Origin of the sequence: Olsenella massiliensis, from assembly GCF_001457795.1 — a bacterium.
GTDB lineage: Bacteria > Actinomycetota > Coriobacteriia > Coriobacteriales > Atopobiaceae > Olsenella_F > Olsenella_F massiliensis.
The window spans coordinates 94,327-110,782 of sequence record NZ_LN898209.1; the positions used below are offsets into that span (position 1 = coordinate 94,327).

The 16,456-nt window shown below is 64.5% G+C and carries 14 protein-coding genes; 9 read left to right on the forward strand and 5 right to left on the reverse strand.

Features of this window, described 5'->3' with window-relative positions; all coding sequences use genetic code 11:
• Positions 1–51 precede the first annotated feature (51 nt).
• Positions 52–1,257: an iron-containing alcohol dehydrogenase gene (locus BN3001_RS01595; RefSeq protein ID WP_058270078.1), complete on the reverse strand. Its 1,206-nt coding sequence runs from the start codon at positions 1,255–1,257 to the stop codon at positions 52–54.
• Between the two features lie 35 nt (positions 1,258–1,292).
• Positions 1,293–1,664 carry a VOC family protein gene (locus BN3001_RS01600; RefSeq protein WP_058270079.1) on the reverse strand — a complete coding sequence of 124 codons (372 nt, stop codon included), beginning with the start codon at positions 1,662–1,664 and terminating at the stop codon, positions 1,293–1,295.
• Between the two features lie 255 nt (positions 1,665–1,919).
• On the opposite strand from BN3001_RS01600, the gene BN3001_RS01605 reads away from it, so the two are divergent.
• The 3 genes from BN3001_RS01605 to rbr all read left to right on the forward strand — a co-directional run bounded on the left by BN3001_RS01605 (position 1,920) and on the right by rbr (position 3,484).
• Entirely contained in the window at positions 1,920–2,345 is a 426-nt protein-coding gene (locus BN3001_RS01605) for a Fur family transcriptional regulator (RefSeq protein WP_148362915.1), read from the forward strand.
• 132 nt (positions 2,346–2,477) lie between these two features.
• Positions 2,478–2,861, forward strand: a complete 384-nt coding sequence (locus BN3001_RS01610) for a desulfoferrodoxin (RefSeq protein WP_058270080.1) — start codon at positions 2,478–2,480, stop codon at positions 2,859–2,861.
• Between the two features lie 77 nt (positions 2,862–2,938).
• The gene (rbr, locus tag BN3001_RS01615) at positions 2,939–3,484 is read left to right on the forward strand and encodes a rubrerythrin (RefSeq protein WP_058270081.1); all 546 of its coding nucleotides are present in this window, start codon (positions 2,939–2,941) and stop codon (positions 3,482–3,484) included.
• Between the two features lie 138 nt (positions 3,485–3,622).
• Here the strand turns inward: rbr and BN3001_RS01620 are convergent, their stop codons facing one another.
• Both BN3001_RS01620 and BN3001_RS01625 read right to left on the reverse strand, forming a co-directional pair.
• The gene (locus tag BN3001_RS01620) at positions 3,623–4,651 is read right to left on the reverse strand and encodes a Gfo/Idh/MocA family protein (RefSeq protein ID WP_058270082.1); all 1,029 of its coding nucleotides are present in this window, start codon (positions 4,649–4,651) and stop codon (positions 3,623–3,625) included.
• Between the two features lie 159 nt (positions 4,652–4,810).
• Positions 4,811–5,689, reverse strand: a complete 879-nt coding sequence (locus tag BN3001_RS01625; RefSeq protein WP_058270083.1) for an EamA family transporter — start codon at positions 5,687–5,689, stop codon at positions 4,811–4,813.
• A 402-nt stretch (positions 5,690–6,091) separates the two neighbouring features.
• Between BN3001_RS01625 and BN3001_RS01630 the strand changes: the two genes are divergently transcribed.
• From BN3001_RS01630 to BN3001_RS01640, 3 genes are all read left to right on the forward strand, one after another.
• Positions 6,092–6,355, forward strand: coding sequence for a DUF4177 domain-containing protein (locus BN3001_RS01630; RefSeq protein WP_058270084.1), 264 nt, complete (start codon positions 6,092–6,094; stop codon positions 6,353–6,355).
• A gap of 183 nt (positions 6,356–6,538) precedes the next feature.
• Positions 6,539–7,336 (forward strand): Cof-type HAD-IIB family hydrolase, encoded by a 798-nt coding sequence (locus BN3001_RS01635; protein WP_058270085.1) that lies wholly within the window; start codon positions 6,539–6,541, stop codon positions 7,334–7,336.
• A gap of 937 nt (positions 7,337–8,273) precedes the next feature.
• Positions 8,274–9,149, forward strand: coding sequence for a hypothetical protein (locus BN3001_RS01640; protein WP_148362916.1), 876 nt, complete (start codon positions 8,274–8,276; stop codon positions 9,147–9,149).
• A 602-nt stretch (positions 9,150–9,751) separates the two neighbouring features.
• On the opposite strand, the gene BN3001_RS01645 is transcribed toward BN3001_RS01640, so the two are convergent.
• Complete coding sequence (locus BN3001_RS01645; protein WP_058270087.1) at positions 9,752–10,522, reverse strand: CPBP family intramembrane glutamic endopeptidase; 771 nt, start codon at positions 10,520–10,522, stop codon at positions 9,752–9,754.
• 349 nt (positions 10,523–10,871) lie between these two features.
• On the opposite strand from BN3001_RS01645, the gene BN3001_RS01650 reads away from it, so the two are divergent.
• The 3 genes from BN3001_RS01650 to casB all read left to right on the forward strand — a co-directional run bounded on the left by BN3001_RS01650 (position 10,872) and on the right by casB (position 16,448).
• On the forward strand, positions 10,872–13,949 hold the full coding sequence (locus BN3001_RS01650; protein WP_058270088.1) for a CRISPR-associated endonuclease Cas3'': 3,078 nt from the start codon (positions 10,872–10,874) through the stop codon (positions 13,947–13,949).
• Between the two features lie 145 nt (positions 13,950–14,094).
• Positions 14,095–15,765, forward strand: a complete 1,671-nt coding sequence (casA, locus tag BN3001_RS01655; protein WP_058270089.1) for a type I-E CRISPR-associated protein Cse1/CasA — start codon at positions 14,095–14,097, stop codon at positions 15,763–15,765.
• Between the two features lie 110 nt (positions 15,766–15,875).
• Positions 15,876–16,448 carry a type I-E CRISPR-associated protein Cse2/CasB gene (casB, locus tag BN3001_RS01660; protein ID WP_268872520.1) on the forward strand — a complete coding sequence of 191 codons (573 nt, stop codon included), beginning with the start codon at positions 15,876–15,878 and terminating at the stop codon, positions 16,446–16,448.
• The last annotated feature ends 8 nt before the right edge of the window (positions 16,449–16,456 follow it).

Genomic DNA, 16,456 nt, shown 5'->3' on the forward strand with positions numbered 1-16,456 from the left:
CCTGCATCTGCCGCCCCGTGCGCGTCGTCGCCCCCTGAGCGCCGAGTGACCCTAGAAGGCCGACTCGTAGATCGCTCGCGCGTCCTCCAAGGTCAGCGGCATGAACTCGCCGAAGCGCTCCCCCTTGTTCTGTCGGAGCGTCACGAGCCAGGTGCGCACGTCCTCGGGGGTCACGTCGAGGTCTCCCAGGGTGCGCGGCATGCCGAGGCTCACGAAGAAGCGCTGCAGCTCGTCAATCGCGAAGGTGACGGCGTCGGCGACGGCCTCGTCCGTCTCGTCCACGGGCTCCACGTCAAAGACTCCCTTGGCAAAGTCCAGGAAGCGCCCTGGGTTTGCGTGCCAGACGTGACGCATCCAGGCGGGCAGGATGACGGCAAGCCCGGCGCCATGGGTCACCTGGGGGGAATGGGCCGAGATCTCGTGCTCGAGGCCGTGGCTCTCCCAGCCGCCGGCTCGACGCTCGGGCGAGCGGTCCCTGCCGCAGCCGCAGAGGTCGTTGTGGGCCAGCGTGCCCACCCACATGACGGCGGCGCGCGCGTCGTAATTCGTAGGGTCGTCCCTTACGACGGTCGCGGCGTCCATGAGGGAGCGAATCAGGCTCTCGCAGATGCCGTCGGTGACGGGAACCGCCCCCACGGCGCCAAAGTAGCGCTCGCAGATGTGGCAGATCATGTCGGTCACGCCGGCCGCGGTCTGGTACTGCGGAAGCGTGAAGGTGAGCTCGGGATCCATGATGGCCAGCCTCGGGCGGAAGACGTCCCCGGAGACGCCCTTCTTGAGGCTAAGGGCGTCGTTGCTGATGACGCAGGACGCGGAAGCCTCCGAGCCTGCGGCAGGGATGGTGAGGACGACGGCGAGCGGCAGGCAGGCACCCATCTTTGCGGCGCCGCTGAAGAAGTCCCACACGTCTCCCTCATAGGGGACGCCAAACGCTATGGCCTTGGCGCAGTCGATGACGGAGCCGCCGCCCACGGCGAGGATGAGGTCGACGTCATGGGTCCGGGCGAGCTCGATGCCCGTGCGCACCAGTCCGACCTCCGGGTTGGGACGCACGCCGTCAAGCTCGACGGCCTCGACGCCCTCCGCGCTGAGGGACGACATGACCCGCTGAAGGGTCCCGGTGCGGCGCACGGACCCGCCGCCGTAGACCAAAAGGACGCGCTTGGCGCCCAGGGCGGCCACTTCGGCGCCGGTGCGGTCAACGAAGCCCCGGCCAAACACGAAGCGCGTGGGGGAGCAGAAGACGAAGTCGTTCATGGTTGTCCTTTCGATGGGGATGTGAGGACGGGTGGCTAGTCTCGCGGGGGAAGGATCTCGATCCAGCAGCCGTCGGGGTCGGCGATGAAGTAGAGGCCCATGGAGGGGTTCTCGTGCACGATGCAGCCCATGGACTCGTGCAATGCGTGGGCGGCCTCGTAGTCGTCCACCTCAAAGGCGATGTGCGTGTCGCCGCCGCCGTTGTCGTACGGCTCGGTGCGTCCGCGGTTCCAGGTGATCTCGATCTGGAAGGGGGACGTCTCGCTCTCAAGGAACGTGATGGTCCACGAGCCGTCCTCGGGGCCCTTCTCGCGCACCACGCGCATGCCCAGCGCCCTCTCGTAAAACGCTATGGTCTTCTGCTTGTCGAGGGAATGCGTGCAATGATGCAGGAACGTGAACTTCATGCGGGCCTCCTTGGCGGTGGGTGCAAAACGTGCCGTGCTCCTGAAAAAGACGTGCCGGACTCCTGAACCAATGATACCCAACGGCGCTGCCCGTCCCTCCCGGGCGCGATGCGTGCTCCGGCCAGGGGCAAGGCGGCAGGTGTGCTCGTGGGCCGCATGAGCTGCCAGTCCCAAGGCATCATCGTCACGAGGCGCGGAAAGGTCTTGACATAATCAATAATAGTTACTAATATTTAGAAGAGGAGAGGGGATGAGATGCCAACGGAGTTGCGCTACAGCCGTCAGCGCGCCGCCATCTGGGAGTGGATTCGCAACAGGCGGGACCACCCCACGGCCGATGAGGTCTACGTTGCCCTGAGGGAGCAGTTCCCTCACCTGAGCCTTGCCACCGTCTACCGCAACCTCATGGTCCTCTCGGACCAGGGAAAGCTCAGGCCGGTGGTCGCGGGCGACAAGGTCACGCGCTTTGACCCCAATACGGCGGAGCATCAGCACTTTCGCTGCACGCGCTGCGGGCGGGTCTTTGACGTGGAGGCTCCTGAGGTCGGTCGGGCCGTTCGCAGGCTTGACCTGGGGACCGTCGGCACCTTGACGGACTTCAGCCTGTGCCTGGAGGGCGTCTGCACCGCGTGCGCGCAGGCTTTGGAGGCGCGCGGCGACGCCCTCGCCCCGGGTATGTGACGTGTCGCGCAGGCCGGCAGACGGCCGCGAGGGGCGCCGCAGCGTGATCGGACGTCTCGGATGATGGGTATGGTCCAAGCAAGTGCCATGAGGCGGCAGAGGGCCGTCTGGCAATAAGGGAAAGGGAAAACAATGGCTGAGGCAAAGTTCTTCCGTTGCACCAAGTGCGGGAACCTGGTCTATGTCGCGCACGACGGCGGCGGCCCGCTCGTCTGCTGCGGTGAGCCCATGGAAGCGTTGAAGGCAGGCTCCACTGACGCTGCCACCGAAAAGCATGTCCCGGTGATCTCTGAGGCACCGCATGGCCACATCACCGTCAAGGTCGGCGAGGTCGAGCATCCCATGACCGAGGAGCATTACATCGAGTGGGTCTGCGTCGTCACCGACGGCCGCGCCTCGTTCAAGTTCTTCAAGCCCGGCGACAAGCCCGAGGCCACGTTCGGCGGCGTCGCGGGTGCGTCCGTCACCGCCTACGCCTACTGCAACCTGCACGGCCTCTGGAAGGCCGAGGCCTAACATCAGCATGTCTCCGTCGGCCGCCCGGTCGCGCGGAGGGGAGAGAGTGGTATCCAAACTAGGGAAGGGAAACGTTCATGGCAGTCGATTTCGCAAGCTCACAGACGAAGAAGAACCTCGAGGCCGCCTTTGCCGGCGAGTCTCAGGCCACCAACAAGTACTCGTACTACGCCAGCAAGGCCAAGAAGGAGGGCTACGTCCAGATCTCTGACATCTTCACGGAGACCTCGGGCAACGAGCGCGAGCATGCCAAGCTCTGGTTCAAGTACCTCCACGACGGCGACGTCCCCGACACCCTGACCAACATCAAGGATGCCGCCGCCGGCGAGAACTATGAGTGGACCGACATGTACAAGGGCTTTGCCGAGACCGCCGAGCAGGAGGGCTTCAAGGAGATCGCCGCCAAGTTCCGCATGGTCGGCGACATCGAGAAGCACCATGAGGAGCGCTACAACAAGCTCGCCGAGCGCGTCGAGAAGGGCGAGGTCTTCGCGCGCCCGGGCGTCAAGGTCTGGAAGTGCATCAACTGCGGCCACCTGCACGTCGGCCCCGAGGCTCCCGCGGTCTGCCCGGTCTGCAAGCACCCGCAGGCGTTCTTTGAGGAGCAGGGCCTGAACTACTAGCCCGCCTTTGACGTCCCGCGCCGCGCAGCGGGGCCATGTTGGCAGCGACGCCCGTCACCAGCTGGTGGCGGGCGTCTCTCATGGCGCGGTGGTGACCACGTCTCCGCATGGCAGGTACGTCAGTCGAGCCGTACGAAATCAGCGGGAGGAGACCCCCTGCGTCAGGTCCCGCTCCTCCGGGTAGAGAAAGCCCCACTCATGGCGCAGGCGCGTCATGACGTCCATCACGTCGGCCGACGTCTCGATCTGCCGCCGCGCCGCCACGTCACCGGCCACCGCCGCCTCAAGGTCCGCCATCGCGTAGCTCAGGGCGTTCTCCCGCCTGCCGGCCTGCACCCGCTCGCGCTCGCCCGTCTCGGTCCAGACGACGTCCGCCGCGTCCGCACGGGGATACTCCATGATCCCCACGTAAGCCTTGTCGGCACTGATGACGGCTCGCTTGGGCTGCTTTGAGTGAAGGGACAGCGACAGTACGACGAGCTGCCCCTCGGCGTTGCGCATCAGGATGCCGTCAGTCTCGTCCACGCCCGTCGGCGCGGGGTTCATGAGGGAGGCAAGCTCGTGGGGCGAGCTCTGCAGGAAGAGCCGTGCGAGCGTTATCGCGTAGACGCCGATGTCCAGCAGCGCGCCGCCGGCCAGCTTGGGGTTAAAGAAGCGGTTTTCCATGTCGTATGCCTTGTAGCTGCCAAAGTTCCCCTGGATGAGGTTGACGCGCCCAAAGTCGCCCGCCGCCGCACGGCGCGTCAGCTCCTTGTAGAGGGGCATGTGGAGGATGGTGCAGGCGTCCATGAGGACGACGCCCGCACGTTTGGCAAGCTCGCGCGCCTCGGCCAGCTCGTCCGCGTTGAGCGTGATCGACTTCTCGCACAGGACGTGCTTGCGGGCGGCCAGGGCCTTGCGCAGGTAGGTGATGTGGGTGTTGTGCGGCGTCGTCAGGTACACGGCGTCCACGTCCGTGTCCGCGAGCAGCTCGTCGGCCGTCGCATAGACCTTGCCGACGCCGTAGCGCTCCGCAAAGGCGACGGCCTTCGCATGGGTCCTGTTGGCGACCGCGTCAATCGAGCGACCCTCGCGCTCGAGCGTCTGCGCCATCTCGTTGGCGATGACGCCGCAGCCGATGACGCCCCATCTTAGACGAGGCGACGATGCGTGTGCGTTCGTAGTCATGACATGTCCTTCGTTGGGAGTGTCGTCAGAGAAGGCCGTACGCCCATCCTACCGCAAGCCGGGGCCACGGCATCGTCTTTGGGGGCGGCCGGCCGGGCCGACGCCTCGGCCTACGCCCCAGGACCCGCGCATCGGACCTCGCACGGAACGCCTCGCGCGTCATGCCCAGACGGCCATCACCACGGTTGACACGACGATGAGCGCAAGCCCCGTCAGCGAGCGGGTGGAGTATCTCTCCCCCAGGACAATGGCCGAGAAGGCCATGGAGACCACGATGGAGAGCTTGTCTATGGGAACCACCACGCTGAGCGGTCCCATCTGCATGGCAAGGTAATAGCAGAGCCAGCTTGCCCCCGTGGAGACGCCCGAGAGAACGAGGAAGGCCAGCTCCCTCCTGTCCAGGGACGCAGGGCGCGCATGAGGAAGCTTGCCTCTCAGCGCAACGATGCCCCAGGCCATGACCAGCACGACGCAGGTGCGAATCGCCGTGGCAAGGTTTGAGGGAACCTGGGCGATGCCCACCTTTGCCAGAACGGACGTGAGGGCGGCACATACCGCGGAACCTACAGCAAAGACAAGGTACGAGGACCCCCTCGCACGGTCCGCGGCGGCGGTGGGCTGCCTTTTGACCATGAGGAGGGTTCCCACAAGGATGCCAAGCGAGCAGGCGAGCTTGAGAGGAAGCAGACGGGTCTCCCCAAAGAGGACGATGGCAAGAAGGACCGTGAGCACGGAGGAGGTCTTGTCCAGGGGGACCACCTTGTTGACGTCTCCCATGGAGAGCGCCTTGAAGTAGCACATCCAGCTTGCGCCGGTGGCCACCCCCGAGAGCGTCAGAAAGACCCAGGACCGCGGGCTGATGGCGCCGATCGAATCAAGCTGTCGGGTGATGAGGGCCATGAGCCAGGAAAAGGCAAGGACCACCAGCGTCCGCATGGCGGTGGCAACGTCTGAGTCGGTCTTGCGGACGCCCAGCTTGGCGAGAATTGCGGTGATGCCGGCAAAGAGCGCGGATCCGGCTGCGGCAACCACCCACATGGGCATCTCCCTCCCGACCAGGTCGTGCGCGGCATCAGGTCGCGTTGCGGGCCCGGGTCGCGCGGCGAGCCCAGGCCGTGCGGCGAGCCCAGGCCGTGCGGCCCCGTGGACGGCGGCCCCGCACCTCTCGACGTCGTGGACGACGGCTCCGCCCCTCCGGCGCAAGGCAAGTATAGGGCGCGGCGCCTGCGGCGTCTTTTGGCGTGATGTTAGCCCTGCGACCTCGGCCTCGCATGCATGCGGGGGGCGCTCCGACAACGGCCCTGGGGCGGCGCGCCAAAGCGAATCCGGCCAGGACTCGGGAGCAATGGGCGCGACATGAGCATCGGGTGCGATATAGTGAGGAAGCTGATGCCGCCTTGGCCGATTGCCCTGCCACGTTACATCGGAACGGAGATTGCGATGGGTATGTTCGACAACATGAGAAAAGAGTCCTCGTTCAGCAGCGCCTCGGGAAAAGACAGGCCCTATGTGGTGCTCCAGGTTACGCTCAAAGAGAAGCTCATGGGAACGGGGTCGGGCAATCTCTCCGAGCTCGAGAACGTCATTAACGCACAGGCCGCAAAGGGCTATCGGCTTCATACGATTTCGACGTCAAACGGGGGCAGCAAGGGACTCGTGGGCGGAGATCGCATCCAGGCGACGCTGGTCTTTGAGCGACTGTAGACGGTTCTTGTCAGGCTCCGGGCGCCCGCATCCCTTATGTCTGCGGGTTTTTGCCCTTGACCTCGGCATGCTGCTTGAAGTGACCTTACATTGCGCAAACGCTCGGCTGTGCCTCGACGGGGTATCTTCTCCTTGCACACTGATGTCTTGACGGCGCCTTGGGCGCCCTGAAAGGATGCGCGCGTGATACGACTCATTGCCTCGGACATGGACGGCACGCTGCTTGACGAGAACTCCGAGGTGCCTCCCGAGACCTTTGACCTCATCCTGCGCCTGCGCGAGCGGGGCGTTCTCTTTGCCGTGAGCTCCGGACGCAGGTATGACACGCTCCAGCGCTTCTTTGAGCCCGTGATCGACTGCATGGACTTTGTGGCGTCCAACGGGACGCAGGTCTATGTGGGCGGGCGGATGGTGGGCCGCGAGGTGTTCAGCCATGCCGCGCTACAGCGCCTGGTGCGGGTCATTGACCGCTTTGACTGCCTGCACCTGGCGCTCTTTGACGCCTCGCGCAGCTTTCTCTTTGATGAGGACGAGAAGTACGAGCGAGAGTTTGACAAGAACCTTCCCAATCCCGAGCAGATCTATAGCCTTCCTGACCCCGACACGAGCATCATCAAGGCGTCCCTCTTCTGCGATGACGAGAAGAACCTCATGGACATGGCCTACGTGCTCGGTCGCGAGCTGGGTAGCGACTTTACCTTTGCGCCGTCGGGCAGGAAGTGGATCGACACGATGCCGGCCGGCATCAACAAGGCCACGGGCATTCGTCAGGTGATGGATGTCCATGGGGTGGACGCGAGCGACGTCATGGCGTTTGGCGACTCGATGAACGACTACGAGATCCTGCGCCTGGCGGGACATCCCCGTGCGATGGGCAACGCCCGCTACGGCATCAAGCGCATCGCCCGAGACATCGTCGCCACCAACGCGGAGCATGGTGTGCAGCGCGAGATGCGCAAGCTTCTGGATGAGCTGGGGTAGGGTGCAGTCGGCGCCTGGCGCCGGAGGGCGCGATGCCGGAGGGTTGCCGGCGGCGGGAGGTTGTCGGCTCCCGGCGCCTGTCGGTCCAGGGCGCCTGCCGTTCCGAGTGCCTGCCGGTTCCAGGAAATTATCAATGACCGAGTCTCCTTCGATTTTGTCATTAAATTCGCGCTTCCTGGGCAAACGTAAATTTAATGACCAGACGGCTGGCATCTGGTCATTGATAATCCCGGGCTTCGGCGGGCGGGGTCGCCTAGGCGGATGGGCTGCGCGCCGAGAGCTTCCCTGAAGGAGAAGGCGCGGCGCTGGTGCTGTAGCCGGATTGTCGCTGATGTCGAAGCGCTGCTGACGCCAAGGTGTCGCTGACGTCAAGGTGCTGCTGACGTCAAGGTGCTGCTGACGTCAAGCCGGTTCGTTTGATTTCATCGGCGACCAGCTCTGCCTTGCGATGTGCCCCCCGGCCGTCCACCCCTTCTTGCAAAATGAATATTCTCACGTTTTCGCTCTATCTAGATTTGCCAATCTACCTGGTGAATTATCAAAAGCCAGCCTTCATGTTGGTATCATTGATGATTCAGGTGACACGCCGTACTGCAAACATTGCAGCTACCTTGCGGCAACCTGCATCACGTGGCGACACGAGATGTCGTACCGTCAGCGCATGGACATCACCTTTTCTCACAGAGCCGCTCTTGCCATCATCCGCGCCCAAAGGATGCGGAGGGCGACTTGCGGACGAACGGACGCTCGCCGCCAATCGTTCGCGACGTCTGACACTCCGCCCGTTCCGTCAGCCTTGCCTTCCGGTCAGACGATTCGCAGGAGTCGATGGTCGCGGACGCTGGTCATTGAGTGTCTCTGCCGTGCCGGCCTTACCTCGGACGATGCCCGCGAACTCTTTTCTCTCGAACATGTTGACGTGCTCAAGAGGAAGGGAGTGAGAAGAACCAGAGTTTCCGGTTGCCGCAGCTGGGACGACCGTAGTGGCGTCGCGCTTCCCGAGGGCATTTCGACCAGCACCGCCCCTCACGTGCTCGCCCAGTTGGCCGAACTGATGCCCCTTCCGGCCCTCATGTGCGTCGCGGCGGAGCTGATGGGCGCGTATGCCCTTCCGCCGCTGGCACCGCCCGTCGGCACGGCGAGAGGGTCCACCACCTTTGGGGTCGAGGCTCTCGTCACGAAGGCCGAGCTGCTTCATGAGCTTGCGATGCACGCCCCCCTTCCTGCGACGTTGCGAGCGCTGCGCGCCGTCGTCTTCGCGGGAGAGCGGGCATGGTCTCCTCAGGAGGCTCTTCTGGCCACGATGCTCGCGCTCCCCGGAGACCGGGGAGGCTATGAGCTGGGACCGCTGACGCTCAACGCGCGCGTCATGACGGGCATTGGCAACGCCATGACGTGCGCCTCTCGCGTGCCCGACATCTTGCTCGCCTGCAAGACGGTTGGCATCAACTACGACGGATGGGGGCACTTTGGCATCATGGAGCTGGAGCGCGCCGCCGTGGGACTTGGGCAGGACCCGGGAAGCGACCAGAGGGCTCACGAGCTTGCCGTGCAGCGTCGGGCACTTCGCGAGAAGTACGTGGACGACCGTCGTCGGGATCGTGAGCTGCTGGTGGCGGGCGTCGAGACCCTCGTCGCGACGAGCGAGGACCTTAGGGACGTGAGCACTCTCGACCTCCTCGTGCGGCAGCTCATCGTACGTGCGGAGGCAGCAGGAGGGCAAAGGATGGCACGACAGCGAGCGCTGCTGGAAAGTGAAAGCCTTGCGCACCGCCGTGCCGAGGTGCTTGCGAGCCTGCGGACTCTCACGTGACGCGTGATAGCTGGGCCACTTGGTGGCTGGATGAGGCATCTGCCTCCTGCGTTGGCGCTGACCATCCACGTGCCGGCCACGAAAGCGCTGGCTATGGAACACATCCGGAGAGGTGAGCGGCATCTCGGCCTGCGGTCATGCCCGCAGGCGACCCCGCCGACGTTCCTAGACGCATTCGTCCCCTGGTCCGCCGGCCCTTCCAGGCGCCCGCACCCCTAGGTAGCCCTGACCACCCTCCCAGGCGCCCGCCTGTCGAAGCCCGGGATTATCAATGACCAGATGCCCGCCGTCTGGTCATTAAATTTACGTTTGCCCAGGAAGCGCGAATTTAATGACAAAATCGAAGGCAACTCGGTCATTGATAATTTCCTGGAACGGCAGGCGCCCGGAACGGCAGGCGCCCATATCCGGCAGTCGTGCGTCGTGGCTTTCGGCGACATCCAACATGACGGTCACATGGACAAGAGAAGCTGAGCGCAAAAAAAGCTGAGTGCAAAAAAGCTGAGTGCCAACAGGAATGGGTGTCAGTTTTCCAGGTAGAGTCATGCCCGGTGAAAGGGCCGTCAGGTTCCGCGCATGCGCGGAGTGCGTAGGAAGGGAGTCTATGCGGCAGGCCGGGGCCGCCCCTGTTCGTCGTCGGTGCCGGCGGGCGCTCCCGACATCCCCATCCAGAGTGAGACTGCCGTCACGACAAGGAATCCGACGGCGAGGTCCGGCCCCAGACGCAGCAGGAACGCCGACAAGAGCGTGTTGAGAAACCCGTGCAGGACGGCACACCAGAGCAGCGAGGCGCCGCGCCGCCTGAGCCCGGCGAGCCAGAAGGAGAGCAGCACCGCCTGAAGGGCAAACGTTCCGTATGGCATGGCGAGGTGGGGGTCTTGCGGCGTAAACCAGAGCGGCAGGTGCCAGGCCGCCCAGATCACGCCTACGACCAGCGTAGCCACGGGATAGGGAAGGCGCGTCTCGAGCTCCGGCTGCAGGACGCCGCGCCAGCCGAGCTCCTCGTTGCCGCCGCCCGCAACGGTGGTGATCACGAAGAGCGCGGGAAGTACGAACAGGGGTATCTGTGGGTTGAGGCCGTCGGACCCAAGCGTCACCGCGGCAAGGACGAGGCTCGCCAGCAGCGCGAGCCAACCTAACGAGCCTCGTGAACCCGCCAGCAGAAAGCGAGCGCATCCGTTGCGCGTGCGTGCGTCGGGCCGGACCACGAATGCCGCGATGGTGGGGCCAAAGCCTCCCAAGACAAAGAGGGGCATGACCGCCGGCGCCACGGCGTCGATGACTCCTGCGATGCAGAGCATCGCCCTGAGCCCCCAGCACGACCAGGTGATGAGAAAGGTGAGGGCAAGATAGCGTTTGGCGATGTCAGACATGCAGCTCATGGCGCCAGTCTAGCATTGCGTTGGCGGCGCTTCGTAAGGGGGTTGTCAGGTCTGGCCGGCAAGGCGGTGCGGAGCGTGAGCGGACCGTGCGTCTTTGCAATATGTCGTTGCGTTTGCCCAGATAAGCTTTGTGAAGAGGGTCCCAAACGCACACTTTCCAGACGCACGCTTTTGATGAGAACAAGAGCCGCATGGCGCGGGAGGGGGACCGGCCGCGCCGACCCCTCCTCTCGCGACATTTCTGTCGGGGCGCTGTGCCATAGTTTTCCCAACCAGCGCGGCGCAGTCAGGACCCGCCGCCATCGGCGTCGTGCCACACGACGGAGGCAGGGAGGATCGCATGGACATCTCGCCCCAGGCGCGCTCTCTATGGGGTAAGTCGGACTATGGCGCGGGGGAGGCGTGGCTGCCTCTCGCGATGCACATGCTTGACTCCCTTGGCGTCGCGCGTCTGCTGTGGGACGCGTGGCTCCCCCAAGGAACGAGGGAGACGCTCTCGCGGCCGCTCGGGGGAGACCAGCACGTGGCAAGGAGCCTCCTCATGCTGCTTGCCGGCCTGCATGACTTGGGCAAGGCCACGCCCGTCTTTCAGTCGACGCCCTCGCGGACGGCGTCATCATGGGACGAGACGTTGCCAGACAGAGTCATCCGCGCGGGGCTCTGCCTTCGCGCCGACTTCGCCGAGAGGCGGCTGCCCACCCACGCCGTCGCCGGCGAGGCCCTCGTGCGGGAGCTCCTATGCGCGCGTGGATGGGGCGGGCGTGCCGCCAAGGCCCTGGCGAGCGTGATCGGCTCTCATCATGGGACGTTTCCCCAGCAGAAGGCGGCACAGGACGCCAGGCTGCTGTACGCGGCCGAGATGGGCGCCATCGGTCGCGGCAGCGAGGAGTGGGCGCGAGTCAGAAAGGAGCTCTCTGAACTTGTCATATGTCGGGCCAGCGTCTCGTCGGACCTTGTTTGCACCCTGAGCGAGAACGTCCTGCCCGCTCCCGTCCTGAGCCTGCTTGCCGGGATCGTCACCATGGCGGACTGGCTTGCGAGCAATCAGGAGCTCTTCCCTCTCTTTCCTTTGGGTGAGGATCGATGGGACAAACGGGTTTCTGACGCTTTCCTGGAGGCGCGCCTTGCGCAGGGTTGGGAGTGCGCGGACCTACCAACTCCGTGGCACACGAGCCGGACGGCCGTGCCCCTGGACGAGACCTCGTTCAGGGAGCGTTTTGGCCTTCCTGCCGGCTGCGTGCTCAGGCCCATCCAGGCCGCCATGGTCAAGATCGCGCGGGAGCACGATGACCTTGGCATCGTCGTGCTGGAGGCGCCCATGGGAGAGGGCAAGACCGAGGCCGCCCTGGCCGCTGCGGAAATCATGTGCGCCCATGGCGGTATGGGGGGCATCTGCGTGGCCCTGCCCACGATGGCGACGACCGATGCGATGTTCGGCAGGGTGCGTCACTGGCTTGACAGGCTGCCGCATGTGGACGGCGAACACGACAAGAGCGTCACGCTCGCACACGGCAAGTCTCAGCTCAACGAGGAGTTCCAATCCATCAAGGCGGCCTCGCGCCGACGACAGGGCTCGGCGCGAGGAGGAGGCGGCATCGAAGGCGACGTGTTTGCCTCCGACTGGATGTCCGGCAGGAAGAAGGGCATGCTCGCCAACTTCGTCGTCTGCACGGTGGACCAGGCGCTCATGGGCGCCCTCGACATGAGGCACCTTTCGTTGAGGCAGGTGGCGCTGGCCAACAAGGTGGTCATCATCGACGAATGCCATGCGTACGACTTGTACATGCGCCAGTATCTGGGCAGGCTGCTCGAGTGGCTGGGCTACTGGCATAACCCCGTTATCCTGCTCTCCGCGACGCTTCCCTCGCAGCTCAAGAAGGAGATGGTCGATGCCTACCTGGCGGGGAGAAAGGCCTCGGGAGCTCAGTTCGCGACGCGAGCTCGTCGTCATCGGCCTGTATCCCGATGGGCGCAGACGTCCCCTGCCGCCACGCCCCCTGCCGAACTGACCGCGGCAGCGACGTCTTCTGCCGCGCCGACCGCGGCCGCGACGCCGGCGTCCGTCTCGCCCAGCCTGGAAGGCACGGCACGCGGCGACGCCTACCCACTCATCACCTACACCTGCGGCATCGAGAGACGTGAGCTTCCATGCGCGACGTCAGGGCGCGGCGTCAGCCTCAGCCTGGCGCTCATGGCAGACGATGAGTCCGAGCTGGTCCGCCTGCTTGAGGAGAGGCTTGTTGAGGGCGGCGTCGCGGGCGTCGTCTGCGACACGGTCGCGCGGGCGCAGCGTGTCTTCCAGGTCGTGCGCGAGGCCTTTGGTGAGGCAGACGTGCTGCTTGACCACGCCCGGTTTATTGACCTTGATCGTTTGCTCATAGAGCGGAGCATCCGCAGCCTCCTTGGCCCCGCCGCCACCCGCGCAAACGGGCGGCGCCCAAAACGGCTTGTCGTGGTAGGCACGCAGGTGCTCGAACAGTCCCTTGACATAGACTTTGACTTGCTCGTGACCGACGTAGCCCCCGTCGACCTGATATTTCAGCGTTTGGGGCGCACCCATCGTCATGTGCGGGGTGACGGCGAGAAAGACCGCCCTGACCGCCTGCGCACGGCACGTTGCTATGTGAGGGGCATCACGTCCTGGGAGGGGGGCGTGCCCGCCTTCATGGATGACGTCACCAAGGTGTACGGGGAAGCCACCCTGATGGAGGCGCTCTCGGTGCTGGATCTGACCGATGCCGGCGGGCGTAGGGACCTTGCGCTGCCTCAGGATATTGCCCCCCTCGTGAGGGCCGCCTACTCAAAGGGGGTAAGCGGTCGCGTTCCCGAGGGCTGGCAGGAAGGATATCAGCGCGCCTGCGCGCAAAGAGAGAAAAAGCGGCGCGAGAAGATGGCGCGAGCTCGCGTCTGCCTCCTGCATTCTGCCGTCTCCTCCGTCACCAACGAGTGGAACCTGGACGACCTTGCCTCAAGCCACTGCCTGGGCGACGCCGCCGACCTTGACGCGGGCGAGCGTGCCGTGCGCGACACGCAGGAGACGGTAGAGGTGCTGCTGCTCAGACAAGGTGCGGACGGCGTGAGCCTGCTCCCGTGGGTTGGTGACGATAGGCGGGGCATTCTCCCCGGCGCCTCGGTGCCCGTGCATGCCTGCCCCGAACCGGCGCTCGCCCGCCTCGTTGCCCAAGGCTGCGTTCGTCTTCCCCTGAGCCTGTGCAACCCCCAGAAGATAGACCTTCTCATCAGGGAGCTTGAGGACAAGAGTGGGGAGATCGTGTCGTGCTGGCAGGATTCTCCCTGGCTGGCGGGGCGCATCGCACTTCTCATGAGGGAGGAGAAAAATGGGTTGCTCGTGACCACGATTTTGGGTCAGCGGCTTGAGTACTCCGCTCAGGTGGGTTTGCAGACCGTTTGCGGGTGAGAGATGACTGGCAGTTCTGCCGTGATAAATTGACTATGATGTTCAACATTCTCATTATGAGTTGATCCAGTTGAGCATCAGAGTGAGGTAGTGTTCCCCGCCTCTGCGGGGCAGTTCCATCGGCATCCATCAGATGGGAGCGTCTATGGCCGGACCTGAGCAACCTCTGTCGTTCAATCTGCTTGAGGAGGGATGGATTCCCGTCGTCTATCGTGACGGCAGCCAAGGTGAGCTGACGCTCGGGGACGTCTTTGCCCAGGCGCCGCGCATCCGAACCATAGAGGGGGATGTGCGCCAGCAGACCTTCGTTCTCTTGCGCCTTCTGCTTGCCGTCCTGTACCGCTCTCACCTTGACTTTACCGGCACCGAGGCCGACTTGCGCCTGTTTTGGAAGGAATCCTGGGAGGACGGCGCGTTTGACCTCAATACGATCGACGCGTATCTGGACAGGTTTCACGACAGGTTTGACCTCTTTGACCCTGAGCATCCCTTCTTCCAGACGCCCGGCCTGCGCTATGTGAGCAAGGAGTACGATTCTGTCGGGGAGATGGTCGCGGACGTTCCCAAGCCCGAAAAGTTCCTCTTTTCGATGAGGGACCAGCACCACCTTGACTCGCTCGGCTTTGCCGAGGCAGCCCGCTGGCTCGTCTTCATGCAGGCCTTTGACCCGGCGGGCATCAAGTCTCCCGTCGTGGGAAACACGCACCAGAAGGCGGGAAGGGTCTACGCCCCCCAGGGCGCCCTGGGAACGGGCGTCGCGGGTGCTCTGGGCGGCATCTTCGTCGAGGGTGACAATCTCTTTCAGACGCTCATGCTCAACTGGGTGCTCTACGACTCGGTCCGCAGCAAGGAGCACCCGCTGCTGGGCGTCGAGCGCGACCTGCCATCCTGGGAGCAGGACGACCGCAGCTGCGACATGGTGATCCAGGCGGCGGACGAGCCCTACGGCCCGGTGGGCATGTACGTCGCGCAGAGCAGGAGAGTGCGCCTGGTTCCCGATGCGTCCGCCCAGGTCGTCAGGGGCGTCATCTCCTGCTACGGCACCGTCGGCAGCGTTCTTGACAAGCAGCATGTCGAGCCGATGACCGCCTGGCGGGAGAGCCCCGCCCAGCAAAAGAAGCTCGGCCTGTCCCACGTGCCGCTCATGCCGCTGGCCCATGACCCCGCCCAATCGCTCTGGCGCGGACTGGGGTCCGTCATCGCCGCACGCGGCGCAACAGGCGAGCAGGACCTGCGCCCGGGCGTCATTCGCTGGATCGGCGCCCTTGAGGACGCTGACGTCTTTGAGGGCGCTTCGCCGCTCGTGACCCTCCATGCCCAGGGTATGGTGTACGGGACTCAGAGCAGCGTGTTTTCCGAGGCAATCGATGACTCGTTTGCCATCCCCGCCATGGTCCTCAGAGACGCGTCGCGAACGCGCGCCCTTGCGGTGCAGGTCGTGGAGCAGGCAGCCAATGCCGCAGACGCCCTGGGTCGCTTCATGAACAACATTCGTAGGGCTGCGGGTGACAGGGGCGACGCCGCCCAGTACAGGGCCAAAACGACCAAGGTCAAGGAAGAGGCCTTCCGCGAGATGGACGGCCTCTGCAGGGAGCGCCTGCGCAATCTGGACAAGGCGGAGCAAGACGAAGGCTACTTTGACGCCTGGCGCAACGAGATTCGTCGAATCATATGGGCCATCGGTCATCGATCGCTTAGCACCATGAGCGTCTCCTACTTTGAGGTGCATGACAAGATGTCCGTCGGGCGCGCCCTGCAGCTCTTTGAGCAATCGTTGGACAAGGCGCTTCCCGGCACGTCAAAGAGGCGCCAGTAGAAGGCGACCTATCGATTTGGCCAGACGATGGCGGAAAAGGAGGATGAGGAGTCGTGAATTCAGGCAGGTCAAGCACAAGCTCGTTGGTCAGGGCATATGTCAGCCGCAAGGTGGCGGAGCTTCAGGGTTCGTTCCTAGCGAGGTCAAGCTCGGCTCGCGCACAGTTGGCGAGGCTCCGCAGGCTCGACGCCCCGGGAGCCGGCTCGTGGATGAGCGTGGGAGAGACCGTCTTTGCGGACATGCCCCTCGATGGGCTGCAGGATGCCGACGCTGAGCGGTTCATGCGCTCTGCCAAGCTGGCGCTCAAGCTCTATGCGCTGCATCAGCAGTCCAAGAAAAAGCCCATGGCAGTGCTTTTTGACAAGGACGCCCCATGGCGGGGAACTCTGGGGTCCGCCTGCTTCCAGGCGGGCCATCATCATGGCGACAACACGGGTGCCGCAGGCATCGAGAGGCGCATGTCATCGCTCGAGGCGGCGACTGAATGGGGCGCGGTCGAGGTCTGCCTGCGAGCACTGGTGCAACTGTTGCGCGCGCAAGACGTTCCGCTTGACTACGGCAGGCTCGCGCACGATCTCTATCTTCTGCAGATTCCGGAGGCCAAAGACGGCGTGCACATGAGCTGGGCGCGGGATTACTTTGCGTATCGGCCCACGCCAGAAGACGTCGACAAGGAGCAGTGACGCAGGCC

What these genes read in the sequence shown, in the direction of transcription:
- BN3001_RS01595 (WP_058270078.1), bottom strand. Translation starts at nt 1,257, where the DNA reads ATGAACGACTTCGTCTTCTGCTCCCCCACGCGCTTCGTGTTTGGCCGG.
- BN3001_RS01600 (WP_058270079.1), bottom strand. Translation starts at nt 1,664, where the DNA reads ATGAAGTTCACGTTCCTGCATCATTGCACGCATTCCCTCGACAAGCAG.
- BN3001_RS01605 (WP_148362915.1), top strand. Translation starts at nt 1,920, where the DNA reads ATGCCAACGGAGTTGCGCTACAGCCGTCAGCGCGCCGCCATCTGGGAG.
- BN3001_RS01610 (WP_058270080.1), top strand. Translation starts at nt 2,478, where the DNA reads ATGGCTGAGGCAAAGTTCTTCCGTTGCACCAAGTGCGGGAACCTGGTC.
- rbr (WP_058270081.1), top strand. Translation starts at nt 2,939, where the DNA reads ATGGCAGTCGATTTCGCAAGCTCACAGACGAAGAAGAACCTCGAGGCC.
- BN3001_RS01620 (WP_058270082.1), bottom strand. Translation starts at nt 4,651, where the DNA reads ATGACTACGAACGCACACGCATCGTCGCCTCGTCTAAGATGGGGCGTC.
- BN3001_RS01625 (WP_058270083.1), bottom strand. Translation starts at nt 5,689, where the DNA reads ATGTGGGTGGTTGCCGCAGCCGGATCCGCGCTCTTTGCCGGCATCACC.
- BN3001_RS01630 (WP_058270084.1), top strand. Translation starts at nt 6,092, where the DNA reads ATGGGTATGTTCGACAACATGAGAAAAGAGTCCTCGTTCAGCAGCGCC.
- BN3001_RS01645 (WP_058270087.1), bottom strand. Translation starts at nt 10,522, where the DNA reads ATGTCTGACATCGCCAAACGCTATCTTGCCCTCACCTTTCTCATCACC.
- BN3001_RS01650 (WP_058270088.1), top strand. Translation starts at nt 10,872, where the DNA reads ATGGACATCTCGCCCCAGGCGCGCTCTCTATGGGGTAAGTCGGACTAT.
- casA (WP_058270089.1), top strand. Translation starts at nt 14,095, where the DNA reads ATGGCCGGACCTGAGCAACCTCTGTCGTTCAATCTGCTTGAGGAGGGA.